The sequence below is a fragment of the Pseudoalteromonas sp. A25 genome, from assembly GCF_009176705.1.
Lineage (GTDB): Bacteria > Pseudomonadota > Gammaproteobacteria > Enterobacterales > Alteromonadaceae > Pseudoalteromonas.
On record NZ_AP021846.1, the window covers coordinates 2,937,862 to 2,956,578 of the forward strand.

The 18,717-nt window shown below is 42.5% G+C and carries 13 protein-coding genes; 9 read left to right on the top strand and 4 right to left on the bottom strand.

Going from position 1 to position 18,717, the window contains the following annotated elements:
- Positions 1-224 precede the first annotated feature (224 nt).
- Together rapA and rluA are read left to right on the top strand one after the other, a co-directional pair.
- Positions 225-3,122 carry an RNA polymerase-associated protein RapA gene (gene rapA / locus GDK41_RS12665; protein WP_152086742.1) on the top strand — a complete coding sequence of 966 codons (2,898 nt, stop codon included), beginning with the start codon at positions 225-227 and terminating at the stop codon, positions 3,120-3,122.
- A gap of 113 nt (positions 3,123-3,235) precedes the next feature.
- Entirely contained in the window at positions 3,236-3,889 is a 654-nt protein-coding gene (gene rluA, locus GDK41_RS12670; protein WP_152086743.1) for a bifunctional tRNA pseudouridine(32) synthase/23S rRNA pseudouridine(746) synthase RluA, read from the top strand.
- Between the two features lie 136 nt (positions 3,890-4,025).
- Here rluA and GDK41_RS12675 read toward each other — a convergent pair whose 3' ends face one another.
- Complete coding sequence (locus tag GDK41_RS12675) at positions 4,026-5,342, bottom strand: amidohydrolase (RefSeq protein WP_152086744.1); 1,317 nt, start codon at positions 5,340-5,342, stop codon at positions 4,026-4,028.
- Between the two features lie 639 nt (positions 5,343-5,981).
- Here GDK41_RS12675 and GDK41_RS12680 point away from each other — a divergent pair.
- Complete coding sequence (locus GDK41_RS12680) at positions 5,982-7,124, top strand: S8 family serine peptidase (RefSeq protein ID WP_232056460.1); 1,143 nt, start codon at positions 5,982-5,984, stop codon at positions 7,122-7,124.
- Between the two features lie 52 nt (positions 7,125-7,176).
- On the opposite strand, the gene GDK41_RS12685 is transcribed toward GDK41_RS12680, so the two are convergent.
- Positions 7,177-7,902, bottom strand: a complete 726-nt coding sequence (locus tag GDK41_RS12685; RefSeq protein WP_152086746.1) for an XRE family transcriptional regulator — start codon at positions 7,900-7,902, stop codon at positions 7,177-7,179.
- Positions 7,903-8,163: 261 nt separating this feature from the next.
- Between GDK41_RS12685 and GDK41_RS12690 the strand changes: the two genes are divergently transcribed.
- From GDK41_RS12690 to GDK41_RS12705, 4 genes are all read left to right on the top strand, one after another.
- Positions 8,164-8,418, top strand: coding sequence for a helix-turn-helix domain-containing protein (locus GDK41_RS12690; protein ID WP_152086747.1), 255 nt, complete (start codon positions 8,164-8,166; stop codon positions 8,416-8,418).
- A gap of 19 nt (positions 8,419-8,437) precedes the next feature.
- The gene (locus GDK41_RS12695; protein ID WP_152086748.1) at positions 8,438-9,025 is read left to right on the top strand and encodes a lysophospholipid acyltransferase family protein; all 588 of its coding nucleotides are present in this window, start codon (positions 8,438-8,440) and stop codon (positions 9,023-9,025) included.
- A 126-nt stretch (positions 9,026-9,151) separates the two neighbouring features.
- Entirely contained in the window at positions 9,152-10,432 is a 1,281-nt protein-coding gene (locus GDK41_RS12700; protein WP_152086749.1) for a Xaa-Pro dipeptidase, read from the top strand.
- A gap of 164 nt (positions 10,433-10,596) precedes the next feature.
- Complete coding sequence (locus GDK41_RS12705; protein WP_152086750.1) at positions 10,597-11,109, top strand: TIGR00645 family protein; 513 nt, start codon at positions 10,597-10,599, stop codon at positions 11,107-11,109.
- Positions 11,110-11,393: 284 nt separating this feature from the next.
- Here the strand turns inward: GDK41_RS12705 and GDK41_RS12710 are convergent, their stop codons facing one another.
- Positions 11,394-13,379: a S8 family serine peptidase gene (locus tag GDK41_RS12710; protein ID WP_152086751.1), complete on the bottom strand. Its 1,986-nt coding sequence runs from the start codon at positions 13,377-13,379 to the stop codon at positions 11,394-11,396.
- 337 nt (positions 13,380-13,716) lie between these two features.
- Between GDK41_RS12710 and GDK41_RS12715 the strand changes: the two genes are divergently transcribed.
- Entirely contained in the window at positions 13,717-14,106 is a 390-nt protein-coding gene (locus tag GDK41_RS12715) for a hypothetical protein (protein ID WP_152086752.1), read from the top strand.
- Between the two features lie 462 nt (positions 14,107-14,568).
- Positions 14,569-16,248, top strand: coding sequence for a hemolysin D (locus tag GDK41_RS12720; RefSeq protein ID WP_152086753.1), 1,680 nt, complete (start codon positions 14,569-14,571; stop codon positions 16,246-16,248).
- Between the two features lie 49 nt (positions 16,249-16,297).
- Here the strand turns inward: GDK41_RS12720 and GDK41_RS12725 are convergent, their stop codons facing one another.
- Positions 16,298-18,454: a hypothetical protein gene (locus tag GDK41_RS12725; protein WP_152086754.1), complete on the bottom strand. Its 2,157-nt coding sequence runs from the start codon at positions 18,452-18,454 to the stop codon at positions 16,298-16,300.
- Between the last annotated feature and the right edge of the window lie 263 nt (positions 18,455-18,717).

The window sequence follows — 18,717 nt, forward strand, 5'->3', positions numbered from 1 at the left end:
AGGCAATGCCAACAATTTGCATGGCTATAATCCAAGTTTAGTCTATTTGTCATAAAAGTCTGTTTCATGACAGCTAACTGCTCACTAATCAAACAAACAGCGAGACTCTTAGCTTTTAAAATAAATAGTCTTTTATAGGCACATTCAGTATCAATAAACAAGATTGAACAACGCCAAGCGAACGGTTAACATAGCCGCCTTTTTTCTGCTAAGACGAGACAAACATGAATTTTTCCTTAGGTCAGCGCTGGATCAGTGATACTGAGTCAGATTTAGGATTAGGTACCATCGTGGCTTTAGAGGGTCGCCAAGTCACTATATTGTTCCCCGCCAGTGGAGAAAATCGCGTGTATTCAATGCAAGAAGCACCTGTTACGCGAGTCGTATTCAACCCAGGCGATGTTATTCGCCATGTTGAAGAGTGGGAATTACAAGTAGAAACGCTTGAGCAACAAGGTGATCTGCTTTGCTATCACGGTATTCGTCTCGATACGCAAGAAAAAACCTCATTAAAAGAAACTTTTCTTGACCACTTTATAAAGTTTAATAAACCGCAAGATAGGTTATTTGCCGGGCAAGTTGACCGTTTTGACCGTTATACGTTGCGTTATCAAACTTGGCAGCATCAATTTAATCGCCAACAGTCTCATTTAAAAGGTGTTGTTGGGCAACGTGCAAGCCTGATCCCCCACCAGTTATATATCGCTGATGAAGTCGGTAAGCGATTTGCGCCTCGCGTGCTGCTATCAGATGAGGTAGGTCTTGGTAAAACCATTGAAGCCGGTATGATTTTGCACCAGCAAATTTTGACTGGCCGTGCCAATCGCGTGCTTATTGTGGTGCCAGAAAATTTGCAACATCAATGGCTTGTGGAAATGCTGCGCCGCTTCAATTTACGTTTTTCTATTTTTGATGAAGAGCGCTGCGATGAAGCCTTTGCCGACTCACCCAATGTGTTTGATACCGAACAACTCGTTTTAGTTAGCCTAGAATTTATAACCAAAAAGCGCCGCTGGTTTGAACAAGCCACTCTAGCTGATTGGGACCTTTTGGTGATTGATGAAGCACATCACCTGACCGTCACCAAAGACAAGCCGAGCACTGAATACTTGCGCATGGCGGAGTTAAGCCAAGATATCCCAGGCCTCATTTTATTAACCGCAACACCAGACCAACTTGGCCACTATAGCCACTTTGCGCGCCTGCAGCTTCTCGACCCTGACCGCTTCTACGATTACGATAAGTTTGTAGAAGAAGAAAGCCACTACAAAGAAGTGGCTGAGGCAGCCAATCAACTGTTGCATGATGGGGCGCTGGATGACAAGGGCCAAGCAACAATTATCGAGTTATTAAAAGAAACCGATATTTCAAGCTTACTATCTGATGCGCAGGGCGGTGATGAGTCGGCAAAGCAAGAGATCTTATCAATGTTGTTAGACCGCCATGGCACAGGCCGGATCTTATTCCGAAATAGCCGCAGTGGCATTGAAGGATATCCAGGGCGTAAGTTACATAGCTACCCCGTTGAGCTCCCTAAGCAGTATAAAACGGCCATGTCTGTGCTCGGCAGCATGGGCGGAATTCAAAGTGCTGAAAAATCAGCATTAAGAGCCCTCTTTCCAGAAAAGATTTTCCAAGAATTTGAGGGGGAAGGCAGTGGCTGGACCGCATTTGATCCGCGTGTAAATTGGTTAATTGACACCTTAAAATCGCTTAAACATGAAAAGGTTTTATTGATCTGCGCACAAGCACAAACAGCGATTAGCTTAGAACAAGTATTGCGTGAACGAGAAGCTATTAAAGCAGCCGTATTCCACGAAGGCATGTCGATTGTTGAACGTGACAGAGCCGCAGCCTTTTTTGCTGATGAATATGACAGCGCGCAAGTTTTGCTGTGTTCAGAAATTGGTTCAGAAGGCCGCAACTTTCAGTTTTCGCACCACCTAGTGCTATTTGATTTGCCGCTGAATCCTGATTTGCTTGAACAACGCATCGGCCGCCTTGACCGTATTGGGCAAAAGTTTGACGTGAATATTCACGTACCTTACTTTGAAAATACGGCGCAAGAGGTATTACTGCGTTGGTATCAAGAGGGCTTAGATGCATTTGAAACCACCAGCACAACAGGGCAACTATTGTATAAAGAGTTCTCTGAAGAGCTGTTAGAGCTAATTAGTGAACACAATTGCGATGAAGAAAGCCTAGACCCATTACTTGAGCAAGTAGCCAAGCAAAATCGCGTACTGCGCTCTCAAATGGAGCAAGGCCGTGACCGACTATTAGAGCTGCACTCAAGCGGCCAAGGTAAAGCCGAAAAACTAGTGAGCGAAATCGAGCTGCTTGATGATGATGTTGTACTCCCTGCATACATGATCAATGCGTTTGATATTTTTGGTGTTTCACAAGAAGATAAAGGTGAAAACACCATCATCTTAAAGCCTACCGAGCATATGCTTAACCCGTCATTTCCTTGCTTAAAAGACGATGGCATTACAGTCACGTTTGACCGCGCAACGGCTTTATCACAAGAAGATGCCCATTTTATTAGCTGGGATCACCCGATGGTACAGGGCACCATGGATATGATCTGTGATGATGATTTTGGTAGTGCATCAGTAGCCCTTCTTAAGAATAAAAAGCTTCCTGTTGGTACTTTTTTTGTTGAGCTAATTTTTATTGCAGAAGCTTCGGCTCCTAAGGCACTGCAGGTAGGTCGCTTTTTACCACCAACCCCTATTCGTATTCTATTAGACAAAGCGGGTAACAACTTGGCAGCAAACGTTGCATTCGATGCATTTAACAGCCAGTTATCGGCTGTTGGACGCCAAACAGCTAGCAAATTAGCGAATGCATTACAAAGCGCTATTCACCCCCTGATCACCAAAGCGAACGAGTTGGCATCTAACGAACTTGATAGTATTCAAGCACACGCCCAGCAAAAAATGCTCGATGTGATGAACGATGAGCAAAGTCGCTTGGTGGCACTCAAAACCATCAACCCAAATATTCGAGATGAAGAGATCAAAGTATTTGATAAACAACGCACCGAATTAACGAGCCATATCTCCAAAGCTCAGCTCAAGCTTGATGCGATCCGTTTAATAGTCGTAACTCACGACTAACTCTTTTAAATGGCCAAAAGTGATGTCTCATTTTTGGCCATTTTTTAGCACCACTTTGCTTATAAACAAAACGCCGCTAAAATAGCGTGCTGAAAGACTCAAAGGGCTTCATTGTGCTGTTAAACTATGCGCCGCCGCGCGACCCCTACCTCGACGTTTTGTACCAAGATGATTATATGCTGGTGATAAACAAACCCAGTGGTTTATTGACGGTACCGGGCAAAGATCCAAAACATGCCGATAGTGCAATTAGCAGAGTGAACACGGTGTTCCCCACCGCTCGTATCGTACACCGTTTAGACATGGCCACTTCTGGTGTGCTTTGCCTTGCGATGAGTAAAGAATCACACCGCTTTTTAAGTATTCAGTTTCAAGATAGGCTAACCAAAAAGCACTACATTGCTCGTGTGTACGGCAAACTTGAACAACAAAGCGGTTCGGTAGATTTGCCACTGATTTGTGACTGGCCGAATAGGCCAAAGCAAATGGTTTGCCATGAATCAGGCAAGCCGTCTTTGACACATTTTGAAGTATTAAATTATGAAGCGCATGCAACCCGAGTAAAGCTCACGCCAATCACCGGTCGCTCGCACCAACTGCGTGTTCACATGCTCTCGCTAGGCCATGTTATTTTAGGTGATAGGCTATATGCCAAAGACGAGGCCCTTGCAGCCGCACCTCGATTACAACTGCATGCCGAAATGCTGCAAATTCGCCACCCACAAACGGAACAATTAATGACCTTTGAAGCGCCTGTGCCTTTTTAGCAATTTTTAAAATGCTTAAAGGCTTAGAAGGCGCCTGAATTTAGGTATTTCTCAATACCGCTTTTACAAAGCACTTTCACTGGTGATCACAAAATTGTGGCCAGTGAAAGTAACGCCAAGTATCAATCAATTTGCTTTATTCACGGTTAACATTAAATAGGTCTAACGCACTGGCGGTCATCGCTCTGACACCCGTATGGATGGTTTTAGCATAATCGGGCGCAAATTTACTTGAATGCAATGAAGGTAAAGTTTCGCCACTGCTTTGCGCTTTTTCATACAACATCGGTTCAACCCCACCTAACCAAAAAATCGTGATCGGCACATCTTCATCTGTTAGGCCATACAATCCAAAATCTTCACCAGCCATTACGGGTTCTGATTTCCAGACATTATTTTCACCTAGCTCATTTTTGATTGCCTGCGTGACGCGTCCAGCAAGTACGGGATCATTATAGGTAGAAGGGATTGTTTCTTCTTCGTGAACATAAACAAGCGGCGCCATTTCATCGGGTAGTCCCGCGCTAAGTGCTATTCCTTTGGTCAAGCGCTTAATCGTCGCAATTTGCTGTTCTCTTACTTGTGGATCATAGGAACGCAAAGTCAACTGCAATTTAACTTCATTAGAGATGATATTGTGTTTAGAACCACCATGAATAGAGCCCACAGTAATAACCGATGGCTGTAACGGAGATATTTCCCGACTCGTAATGGTTTGCAGTGCAAGGACGATACGCGATGCTAAGACAACTGGATCCACCGTGGTATGAGGATAAGCACCATGCCCTCCCTTACCTTTAACAGTAATATCTACCGAGTCTACATTCGCCAATGCATAGCCAGGTGCTATTGCGACTTTTCCAGCAGGCACTGAAGCACTCACATGCAGTCCTAAAACATGATCCGGTTTGGCAAACTGGCTAAACAGCCCTTCTTTGAGCATGGCTTTGGCGCCAGCACCAACCTCTTCGGCAGGTTGAGCAACCATCATTAAGGTTCCTTGCCAGTTTGATTTCAATGCAACCAGTTGTTTGGCAGCTCCAATAAAGCTTGTCATATGAATATCATGACCGCAGCCATGCATCACTCCCACTTCATTATTGTTGTTATCAAGCGTTTTTACTTTTGATGCGTAAGGCTTTCCTGTTTGCTCAACAATAGGCAGACCATCTGTATCAGCTCTGATCATCACCGTGGGCCCATCGCCGTTTTTGAGTAACCCCACTACGCCGTGTCCACCCACATGCTCAGTCACATCAAAACCTAGTTGCTTCAACTCTTTCGCTAAACGCGCGGCGGTGTTTTTCTCATGGTATGACAACTCAGGATTTTGGTGTAGATGCAAGTATAGTGATTCAAGCTTGGCCATATCATTATCTACATTGCTGGCCAAAGATGTTGCATTGGTATAACTGGCGAACAAGACACACAAACTTAATAGTCGTTTTTTCATTGTTATTCTTCTCAATGTGATGACGCAAGTTGACAAACTACCAACTTCTTAGCAACCACACAACATACTATCTATTTAACCTCAGCTGCGGATAAGAGTTTTGATAGTTCACAAGAGAGACATTGCAACCCCTTCAATATCCAATGCCTTGATAGTGAGCTAAATAGCTTTATTGGGCAAATTCTCTTATGTGCAGCTGAGGTTATTTAGCTCGCTAGAATGATCAATGTATTAATAAAATTGGTATTATGTGCAGCTGAGGTTATTTAAAGAAGGCGTGGTCGTTACGCTTAATCAACTAAAAACTTAGCGCTCTCACTGTTGCAAACCGAGTAACACAAACAGCGGTCTGACGCTTCATGTCGGGCAGTGGGTTGTACCATTTTTAAGAATTATCCGGCTTTAACCACTTAAACTTGACGATGCACAAAGGCAACCAATAAGCATAATAAAAGCAGCATCGCTCACAGTAATGGAATATCTACCCAATAAAAATGCTAAGAAAAATCATTTATGCACCCACTAAGGGAAATATGCACTTTTTCTTCATTTCAACTTTGACAACTGTTAATTAAAGGCTAACTTTGTTGCAACCTTTACAAAAAGGTTAACAATCTAATAATTATAAATAGGAACAACATGATGAAAAAATCTCTTCTTACTTTGTCTATCGCCTTTGCAATTAGCAGCACAAGTACGTTTGCTCAAGAACCAAGTTACCAAGGTGCTGCTGCTGATATTGAAATAGCCAACACCTGTATCGTGCGATTCAACGATGGTATTTCAAAGTTTGATGTTGAGGGAAAAGCGCGCGGCATGGTTGCAAAAGCCAATGCGCAAGCTAAACATATTTATAAAAACAGTATTAAAGGAATGGCTGTAAATATGAGCTGCGACAAAGCAAAAGTTGCTTTTTCAGGTAACGCTGATGTGATGCGCTTTACACCTGATGGCATTGTACACGCAAGTCCTGCAGCAAAAGGCAAGCCTGGTGGCGGTGGTAACCAAGCACAACAAACGCCTTGGAGCGTAACACGTGTAGGGGGACCCGTTGATGGTAGCCAATATACAGCTTGGGTATTAGATACAGGTATCGATCTAGATCACGCTGATCTAAATGTAGACACAAGTAAAGGTTTCTCTGCATTCAACAAAGGTCGTGACGCGGGTATGGATGATGGTAATGGTCACGGCACACACGTAGCTGGCACTATCGCTGCCATTGACAACAACATTGATGTAGTCGGTGTAGCAGCGGGTGCCGCTGTTGTGCCTGTAAAAGTGTTAGACTCACGAGGCTCAGGTAGTTGGTCTGGCGTGTTAGCGGGTATCGACCACGTTGCAGCCAATGCAAGTGCTGGAGATTGCGCAAACATGAGTTTAGGTGGCGGTTTTAACCAAGAGTTAAACGATGCAGTTGAGAACGCAGCGCAACAATCAGGAGCATTCTTTGTGGTTGCGGCTGGCAATGAGAGTCAGCACGCTGGCAATGTATCGCCTGCAAGCGCGTCACACAATCGAGTTTATACTATCTCGGCAACCGACTCTAATGACAACTTTGCAAGCTTTTCTAACTATGGGAATCCACCTGTAGATTATGCCGCACCAGGTGTGGGTATTTTATCAACGCGCAGTGGTGGCGGTACGACGACTATGTCTGGTACTTCAATGGCTTCACCCGCCGCTTGTGCCGTTATTATGATGAGCAACGGTAACCCAAGTACTGATGGCAGAGCAATCGGCGATCCAGATGGTAATGCAGATAGCATTGTACATCTATAAATATAAACTTTAGCAACCCCAGTGCTGGTGTGCCAAATGGCACACCATTTTATTACGCGAGATCTTTTCCAATCCACACTACTTTGCCAATGATCTCTAACTGCTCAAGCTCATGTGGCTGGATGTGCTGATCAACATATTCTTTGTTATCACTTATCAAGCGCACTGAACCATCTAGATACTGTTGTAAGCGTTTGGCATAAAGCTCTTCACCAAGGCGCACCACATAAATTAACCCTTCACTGAGCTTTTTATCCGACAAATCAACCAAAATGGTGTTGTTGTTATGGATAGTCGGTTCCATAGAGTCGCCTTTTGCAAAAACAACCGCTAACTGACTTTTATCGAGACCTTTATAATCAACCCACTTTTTTCTAAACGCCAAGTGTCGCTCAATACGCGCAGTGCCATTAAATGCGCCGTGACCGGTACTAACGGAAATATGATAACCAGGTACTAAAATAAACTCTTCTTCAAACTCATCAACACTAACTACCCGCTGACTCAATAAAGGTGACTCATAATTACTACCTGACGCATCGCCTACGCCTTTAACTAACCACATAAAATCAACACTCGCGTGCTCAGCAATGCGCTCGATAACACTCAGTTTTGGATCTTCACCTTTTAATATTCTACGCAGTGTACCTTCTGAAACACCAATTTTTGACGCAAAGGTGCGAATACTGTCTGGCTTAATGGCTTGCTCAACACGCGTAGAGAATGACGCACCATCGGCATCATTACTTACACTCTTACCGCTATAGTTTTCAGACATATCAAAGTTTCCCTTATTTTTAAGAGTAAAAAATTTCGCGTTTCATGACACCGATCAAATAAAAAGTGATGTAAAAACCAAAATAACATTTGAAATGCGTAATTTTTAGATCTAAAATTCAAAAAAATACGCAAAACAAACATCAAGCATTCCTTTCCTGCTTCGATTAATGCGTATTTAGCGTTGGATTATACATTAAGTTATAACGCTTTTCACTGAAAAATAGCAGCGTTGCGTAATAAATGAAGGAAACTATGAATTATGCTCTCACACATAAATACTGACACACATAAAACCCCCAAAGGGGCCGATATCTTAAAGTTTGCTCGAAAATGCAGGGGGTTCACCCAAGCCGAATCAGCCGCGAGTTATGGAATAGAAGAGCGAACACTGCGACGCTGGGAAAACAACGAGTACAATCCGCGTTGGAATGACGTGATAGGATTGCTCGAAGATGTATACTTGATGGACGTGGCAAAAGTGATCCTCGGAATGACGCACACCAAGGAACCTTAAACAGCTAGAGTAAACATCGATGAAAAATATTCCCGAACAGATCCCCAGAACATCTGGAGCTTTACCCCGCATGTTAGGCATGTTGGTATTAAAAGTATTGGGGTGGCGTATTGACGGCACCTTTCCTGCTCAGCGTAAATTTGTTGCAGCCGTCGCCCCTCATACTTCAAATTGGGATTTTTTTATCGCTATTGCCGTAAAGCTGAGTTTAGGGGTAAAGATTAAGTTTTTGGGTAAGCATAGTATTTTTATAGGTCCCCTAGGCTGGCTTTTAAAAAAGCTTGGCGGGATCCCGGTAGAGCGCAGCCATAATCACGGCATAGTTGAACAAGTTAGTGATGCATTCAAGCAATCTGATTCATTAATTTTAGGTATTGCACCTGAGGGCACACGCAAAAAAACATCGCGATGGAAAAGTGGTTTTATATACATTGCCAAATCAGCCAATGTGCCCATTGTTCCTATGGCACTGGACTATAGAACAAAGACCTTCGTGATCATGCCGCCATGCTATATCAAACATGATATCGATATAGAACTTAACAATATAATCGCTTTATTTGATAAAGAAATGGCTAAATACCCAGAGCAAGTATCGGGCAACTAACTGAGTAAATTGCCTTAACCCCAGATAAGTAAAGCTGCTCAATAACGTTATTTTGTCGCATGCGGCTCGCAGCTTTGCTAGGAATGCTTAATACTCAGTCAACCATCAATAGAAATGACTGATAAAATGAAAAACGCTTTATTGAACTCACTGACCTCACTACTATTCATCTGTGGCTATGCGCACGGACAAACCACAATCATCAATGCAAAAGCCTATATCGACGTTGAAACCGGCAAAAAATTTACTAACCCAAGCTTACTAATTGAAGACAACCGCATTGTAAGAGTTGCCAAGCAAGGTGACATAAAGTCACCTCAAGGTGCCACAATTATTGACCTAAGCGATAAAACCCTGCTGCCAGGCCTGATGGATATGCATGTGCATTTAACCAGCGACCCTGCGGACAACTTTTTGGCAGCACAAAACTACTCGATACCTAGAAAAACAGTTAAAGCAGTAAAAAATGCCCACACAACCTTAATGGCAGGCTTTACCACAGTACGTAATTTGGGTGCTCCGGGCTACAGCGTCATTGCCACTCGCGATGCTATCAACGCAGGGGAAATCGATGGACCGCGAATTTACAGTGCTGGCTATTCTATTTCCATTACCGGTGGCCATTGCGACGACAACTTCAGTGCGCCAGAAAAAAAAGCCGTATCAGGTGGTGTGGCCGACGGACCGTGGGCAGTGCGCGCCAAAGTTCGCGAAAACATTAAGTATGGCGCCAATACCATCAAAATTTGTGCAACAGGCGGGGTATTCTCAAAAGGTACTAAAGTCGGAGTACAACAATTTAGCGAACAAGAGCTCAAAGCCGCAGCAGAAGAGGCACACTTAAGAGGTTTAATCATCGCTGCTCATGCCCATGGTACCAATGGTATTAAGGCCGCAATTAGAGCTGGGATCGATAGTATAGAGCACTGTAGTTTTATGGACGATGAAGCCATAGCCCTTGCAAAACAACATGGTACTTACCTATCTTGCGATATTTACAATACGGAATATACCCTAGCATTTGGCGAAGCCAATGGCGTACCAGAAGAAAATATCAACAAAGAAAAACAAGTCTCTACAGCGCAAAGAGAAAGCTTTCGACGTGCTGTTAAAGCGGGTTTAAATATGGTCTTTGGTTCCGATGCAGCCATTTACCCTCATGGTGACAACGCCAAGCAATTCTCTCGCATGGTGCAATTTGGCATGACACCACTGCAAGCAATACAATCGGCCACAATCAACAGTGCTGCACTGTTAAAAAACCCTGAAATTGGCAAAATATCAGAAGGGTATTTAGCCGATATCATCGCTGTAGACGATGACCCACTAAATAAAATCAATACGTTAGAAAATGTCCGCTTTGTTATGAAAGACGGCAAAGTACTTAAATACACAACCCAAAACTAAGCCATTCTTACAGTGCCCCACAGACGGGGCACGAACAATTGCGCATACTTATTCAGCCGTAGCACACACTCCCGGTAGAGTAATTATTAGACGGGCAAAATAGCGCTATAAATTAGGCGTGTTTTTGCCTATATTGCTGCTATCTAACATATAGTGAGAGCACCATGAGAGAGAAAATAGAAACTAACTTCGAAAGAATGATTTATGCTGGCAGGTGGCTACTTGCGCCTTTATTTGCAGGGTTGTTTGTCGCCATTATATTGTTACTCATTAAGTTTTTTAAACTGCTCGGTGTTATGGTACTCAACACGCTCAATGCCACCAACGGGCAAATGCTGATCAATATTTTAACGTTAGTTGATACCGCTTTATTGGCCGGTTTGCTTATCATTATTATATTCAGCGGCTACGAAACATTTGTCTCAAAGTTAAATATCAACCAGCACGAGGATCGCCCGTCTTGGATGGGTAAAGTGGGCTTTTCAGGACTCAAAATAAAGTTGATCAGTGCCATTGTTGCCATATCAACCATTGAACTGTTGAAGGTTTTTATTGATTGGCGAAGCTATACAGAAGACCAACTTTTTTGGAAAGTCGCCATACACATGACGTTTGTGGTGTCTGGCATTTTGTTTTCTATTACCGACTTCATCAATAGTAAAACTCAGCACCATTAATGCATTCAAAAGTGAACCATATTTAAAGCCGCTTCTTGAATTTAAACTTCCTTAGTTTTCGCAAAACCGAGAAAGCCCGATCAAAATCGGGCTTTCTTGTTTAAGAGCATCAACGCTCTAGGTCGGCTGATTTACTTAATTCAAAGTTCCATCTTCACGCAGGGAGCCAAAACTTTATCGATAGCAAGGCAAAATTTAGTTAGTGATATGTTCTAAAAAAATTTTAACCCAACTAACATAAGTTTTAGTTCCTTAAAAATGAAAACCGAAGTAACACATTGATATTAGTTACAAACGCCAAGATCTGTCCATACTTTCCAACTATTACCTACATTAGAGTGCTGCGCTGGGTTTTTGTTTATATTCCACCAGTTGTTGCGATATTTCTTACCTTGATAAGATACTAACGTACCGCGTGATGTGTAAACTTGTGTTGCTGACCAAGGGGCAATACCCTGACAGTCACCACCAGTACTGTCATCAGAAACAGTGATAGTTTTCGCAGCGTTAGCGGTTGCAGACAGATTATCAGTCACAGTTAAAGAAACTTGGTAGCTGCCCGCTTGTGAGAATACATGCGCTGCAACGGCACCAGAGTATGCTTGACCATCTACTCGCCATTCATACGCGGTTATTTGGCCATCTGGGTCAACGCTCGTACCAGCATCAAATTGACAACTTAATGCCTCACATGATACCGAGAACGCCGCTTGGGGTAGCTGATTTTTGCTGCCACCACCACAGCCATTTGCGGTTAAATAATCTGATGCCGCTTTTGCTTGCACTAAGCCATAGCCAAACTTGTGGTCACGTCCCGCATCACCTAAATCGATTGCAGTTGCAGTGAGAGCTTGGCGGATCTCAACGTTACTACACTGGGTATGGTTGCTCCATACCAATGCTGCAACACCAGCAACATGGGGGCTTGCCATTGATGTACCCGACTTTTTATCATAATCCGAAATGGCCTCAAGCTGCACATTAACCTGTTGTTTTAATAAGCCTTTTAATGCTGCGCCCGCGTCTCCTGACATACCTAATACCGGAATAGTCACCCCATGGTTTGCATCGCCTAAAGTGCCTGAAAAGCTTGTAGCAACATTATTATAAATGACCGCAGCTACCCCGCCGCCCGCTTGACAATTTTTTGCTTTGTCGGCAAATGACGCACCACCACGTTCAATTAAGCAGATACTTGCCGGCGCTGTACATTGCGCTAATCCTTGCTCACAATCCACCAATGATGCCGTTACGTTCCCTTCAACTGAATGGGTCATACCTGAAGCCTCAAAAGCTTGACCCAATCCACTGATGCTCGCAACGATACCCGTCCCCCTTGGCACGGTTGACAAAACTTCAGTTCCTGGAGCTGAAATTTCTACTTGCGCGTTATATTGAGATGACTCGTTCTTTTGGCGTTGCTCGTCGATATTTGCAACCGACATCACATTGTCATAGCTGGCTGGATAACTCAGTGAACTATCGCCACCATTACCCGCAGCCGCTATCAACAGTACGCCTTTGTCGTATGCCGCATTTAAACGCTCCTCTAAATATTGGCTTTTACCTGCACCACCTAGACTCATGTTGATCACATTCGCGCCATTTTCAACACAATTATCGACAGCACGGCCTATTCGGGAGTTGTAGCCTTTTTTGCCATTGTCATCGAATACACGCACCGCATGAATGGCAACTTTATCGCTGGGTAACACCCCAACCACGCCTTCACTATTATTGACCGCTGCGACGGTACCCGCTACATGCGTGCCATGGCCTGAGCCATCGCGATACCACACTCCTACTTCTGCATCAGCAAAGCCGGTTGCATTTTGTGGTAAATCTGGATGACCAAGGTCGTAACCTGAATCAATAATACATACTTTCAACAGATCAGCATTCGCATCAGAGAGCAAATTTGCCTGAACCTGTGCAATACCATAAGGACTGACCTGAGCGTTAGAAAGCATTTCATACTCAAAGTCTTCTTCAATATAATCAAACTGCCCTGAGCGTTTAAGCATTTCAACTTGCTGCTGGTTAAGCGTGATTGTTGACACCTCAGCAAAAGATGTTTTTGATAACGTATCTAGCTTATTATCCTGTAATACCCTTTGTATATTATCTGCGCCAGCCAAAGTAGACTGTGCAATCGCTTTGAGGTTATTACGCTTTACGATGTATGTTTTTGAGTCACTTGCAGTTGCAGACATACTACTGGTTGCAAGTAATGAGATTGCTAACGCACTGAGGGCAAATTGTTTGTTCATTATGATTATCCTACGTTGACCTTTACTGTTGTTATTTATCGCGGTCCAATGCGTAAAAAGCTCCGATGCAGAGTTCTGCTTACAAGGCGTTAACACCCTGATAGAGGTACAAACTAAACAACCGAACAACAAAATGCAATATAAAATTAACTAAAAAAACACAAAAAAATCATCTTAGAAATTTAGAACTAAAAGTCTAAAGTGGAGAATTCAATGCCAACCTAATAGCAACAAAGAAGAGAATGTCAGCTCTACTAGCCCCTTAAAACAGTTAAAACTTGCTGGACGTTTTGACATCAACTAAACCTTAAGAAGAACGACTCTCCTTCGAGATAAAATGAGCAATACGTCACAAAAAAAAGCATTTTCTTATTCTGTAGATATCTATCACAATCTTGGTTACATATTGGTAGTTGCACAAGGTTGTGGTTCTAAAAGTGATATCAAAAATATGTACCAAACCATTGGTAAAGCAGCAAAAATTGCCAAAATTGATAAGCTCATATTGAACGGAACACAACTGACTTTAGACTACAGTGGCAGTGACGTCATAAAAGTACTTAAAATGATTGCCCGACTCTTTAATCATTTCTATATTGCTCGTGTTATCACACCCGCCGATTTCAAAAGCGATTTAATTGATGTATTTGCACAAAGACACGCTTTAAACATCAAAAGCTTTTTTAATGAGCATGATGCTTATGAGTGGCTCATTACTCAGTCTTAAAATAAAATTAATTTACATTATAGTTACAAAAAAATTCACCTCAATACTCACGTTTTTAAACAAACATAAATACCCCGCCTCATTACTATACACTTGGTCAAAATACAGCCAATCTATCAGCATGCTTTTTACTCTGACACGCTTCCACCTAGTTATGAACCTAGCTTATTATGAACCTTCACAGTGTGGGTGCTGTCACTTGTATTAATGTACCGTCCATGCTTTCAATACGCCGCTCTCAAACGCCAATCGAACAAGGTTATATTCAGTTACCTCTGATGTAACCACAAGACCTAGACACCAAAAAACAAGGGACAAACAACAACATAAAGTAAACGAAGTTTAATTAAAGAACCAATAGTAAAAAATTTGTAATAAAAAGAGATTTATATTAGTGTCGCTCTCGAGTAAATACTCGGAACGTATTTATCGATAAAAGAAGTAAAACACACGGGAGTACACATGAAAAAACTATCTCTTTGCCTAACTTTGGCAATATCAACAGCGCCTAGCTTGGCATTTACTCAGCTAGGCGGCAGTGGCGCAATGCCAATGGGCCATGAGTGGCTAACTAGAACAGCGGCGCTCGAACTACTCGATGCTGAGCATATTATCGCCCCAGATCCAAATGATCCTCGTTTAACTTGGCAAAGCGGCCTCGCAAAAAATACCGATCTTAATGGCGCTTATAGTGAGGTTTCTGAATTTATCTCGACCCCTAATAACAATAAAAATTATCAGCCTCGTTTTGATAACGTGTATGCGGCGATAGTTGGAGAACGTTGGGTTGATATTGCAGGATTTAACGTAACCAATGCCAGTGCAGATCCAACAGGCCCAAATTGTTTTAGTGCAGTATCACAAGAACCGGCTGACTTACAGCAAGATCATTTTATGCGTCGTTATGATGACATAGGTGGTCAAGGTGGTGTAGATGCCGCACGACGAGCTCAACAAAGGTTCGTTAATCACTTTGTTGACGCTGCAATGGCTGAAAACAAGCGTATCAAAGTGTGGGATGGTGGCGGCTACTCAGCACTTGCTGAAGTCGACCACAACTATTTTCTATTTGGCCGTGCAGTACACTTATTCCAAGATTCATTCAGCCCAGAGCACACTGTCAGGTTACCTACAGATAACTATGAAAAAGTTTGGCAAGTAAAAGCATACTTATGCTCAGAAGGGGCTGAGCAACATAGCCATGACACCAAAGACATTTTGAATTTCACTAGCGGTGATGTGATTTGGAAAACACATACACGCTTAGAGTCAGGATGGGATAGCTACAAAGTCAGTAGCATGAAGCCAGTTGCGTTAGTTGCCTTAGAAGCAAGTAAAGACTTATGGGCTGGCTTTATTCGTACCATGGCCACTCATCGTGAAGAACGTGAAGCGGTTGCCAAAGCAGAAGCACAACGCTTAGTTGATAACTGGCTATCTTTTGACGAACAAGCCATGCTGAACTGGTATGACAATCAACAACATCGTGATCACACCTATGTACTGGCACCAAATGAAAGCGGTGTGGGTAAAACACTCAACGAATGTATGTTGGAGCTTAATGTTGGCACCACAAGCCAAACGCAGCGAGTTGCTGAACTTGAAGCTCAGCGCAGACAATGTTTATACAACATAGAAGCCGAACCAGGTTATGAAGACTTGTATGACCCTCATATGAGCATGCCCTATAACTGGCGCTGGAAATCTCTAACTTGGCAAACACCGCCTAGCGACTGGCAAGCATCAAAGCAACCAGCGGATAAAGGCCAAACGATCACGTTTAAATCGGCTTTAAATGCGCAATCAGTCAAGTCTAATGGTGCTTTGCAAGATGGCGCAAAGTTAATTACCGCACACGGTGAAGCCCTTGAGTTTATCAAGGTGCCAACCCAAGACGGTGCGTTTTATCTAAGAAGTAAGCACCAGCCCGAGTTATTTTTTAGCTATAGCGCCAGCTCTTCAGGCTACGCCAAATTAGTCAACTCTCCACGCCAAGCAGCTTATCGACTGATTTATCAAGGGGGAGTGTGGAATATTAAAAACACCCATTGGCAACAGTACTTTTGGGCTGACGATAGCAACATCTATTTAAATCGTCACGGCGACCCACAACGTACGTCAGCAAAGTGGATTATTGAATAGTATGTGCTCCAAGAGTCAGTGACGTCTTCACTGACTCTTAATTTGCTTGTTAGCTTTCTTTTGGCGTTAGTAAACAATGCATAAACACAACTATGTTATCTGCATCAATAATTGAAAGAGGGACTAAACTTGTTTTGTTCAGTGCTTGAAGTTGCTCTTTTGACATTGTATTCAAATTTGAAGTTATCAAGTTAACAAGTGTTGATTTATCAGCCCCTAACTGTTGCTCTGTTAAGGCATTCAGCTGTGTTCTTATCAACTGTCCTAACTGGGCTTTTGTTGACGTTGTTGCTTGCGCTTGTGTAATTGAAATGAAATTACTCACAATAAACGCGGCCAGTCTTTGCTGAGCAAGATTAACCCCATTGCTGTTGCACTGCTGAGGTGACGCTTTGAGCGTATCAAGAAAATGAAACATCTCTAAGTTAATCGCTTTTAGCTGAGTTTGAGTCAGCAGGTGCTGACACACTTTTTGATCAGGTTTTATACTACATTGCGTTAGTTTGACCTTTTGTTGCTCGTCCAGTAATGCCTCCAAAAAGGCGAGCAATTTAACCCCAGCGTTTACCACTGAAGTGCTGTCTAGCTCCGGCTTTTCACTTTGGGCTAATTGTATCAACTTCGCCACAGTGTGATGAATATCTCTCAAAATAGTACTTAATGTTTGATAGTGCCGAGTTTGTTCATGCTTTTTATAGGCACTAATTAACGTCGAGGCGATAGTATTGCCAACCGTTTTGTTTGTATAAGCTTCTAACTTAAAATCTAGGGGTAAAACGGCGTCCAAACTACCTTTGTATCCAAGCTTTGTCAGTAACAAACGAGCATGAGAAATAACATTTAATATTTGTTCATTTGTTAACATATAAGGGCAAGGATCTTTCTCAGCATCACACGATTTATCGCTAATAACCTGAGCCAGAGAATTCTCAAAAATATGGGCTGAGATCTCGAATTGGTCTAGTAAACTCTGTTTATTTTTAGCTGAGTAAAGCGCCATGGATGACAGTGGCGCTTTGAGGTTATCAAGCGTGGTGGCTTGATAATAGGACTCTGTAAGCTTTTCAATATCTTTTTGTAGTTGTTCTGCGTTTTTAGGTAGGCTACCCGAAAGTTCATTAAGCAGTTCATTTAAAGTTTGAGACTTATCTAATGTACGAGGAGAAAAACCTGATTGAACTTGCAGTGTCATATACGTATTGTCACGATAGTCTTTATAGCCATGTGTCTTGCCATCACTTGAACGAGTGCATGGGCTGTAATCTATAGTTTCCGTAGCTTTCTTTTTCTCTACATCACGGTATTGGGCTAAATTGGCATCTTTGTTGGAGCACTTTTTCACAAGTCTCCCAGTTAAACTATCAAACTTGAGCTCATCCCATATTTGCTTCTCCTGCTCAAGCTCTATGGTTTTTTTCTTTACAAAAGCAAAATTGCCTGCCGATATTGTTGGAAATGCATAGCCCTTATCTGCTCCATCAGGCATCATTGTAAAAGTATACCTAAATATCACATCATCGCCGCCGCCACTGAGTAAGCTTGAGCCTAAGCCATCCAATACCGACAATACATTACTCGCGGGCGCAAATTTCTGCTTACCTATTTCCGCAAGCTTCGTCAGTAAGGCTTTTTGCTCTTCGGTCATGTTATCCAACTCTATAATCGCAAGTTGGATAATCAATGGCCCGCCTTGATACTCAATCGGTCCATACACGGGTAGATAAGAAAAATTCAAATATTGTTTAGCCTTTACGCCATTAGAAAAATAGACCACCCTACCCTTAGCATCGGAACTTGGTCCAAATTCCAAGCCACACCCTTTAATACCTTGCTCACAGACGTTTGCAATAACCGCTACTTCAGCATTGGTTGCGACGCCACGTATGGTCTCCATGGTTGACTTAGATTCAGTTGCATCTTGAATAAACGCTTGCATTAAATGCACCGAAATCGATTCTCCCTTCCTAATCATTGGAACATCGGTGTACTTGCGATGTAGAGATTCATAACAATTGCGCGAAAACCCATCACGAGTATGTAAAGATTGCTGGTATAGCTTTTCACTACACGCGCCTTCATGTAACGAAACAGTAGCAAGGCCGCTGACTGTGCGTACGTAATCAACCTCCCCTTCGTCAATAGTTTTACATGAACTGAGCACTAAGATGATTAAAAATACAAAGCCTTGGCAATATGTCTGGTACATACAAAATATCCTTTTACAAGCGGCTACTTTTGAAAGCCATCAAAATATAAACAAATTAATAATAGAGCATTTTTTGATCAGCCTGAGTTACTTGTCAACAGAACAATACAAACTCAGATACTTCTAGCACCCGCCAATAAAATTAACCCAAAATTAACTTAAAAACTAACCATTGCATTAACCAGAATATAATGACAACCAAAAGAACACAAAACAAAATTAAAAACAACAACTTAAAATAAGACTGGCAATTTATTAATCCC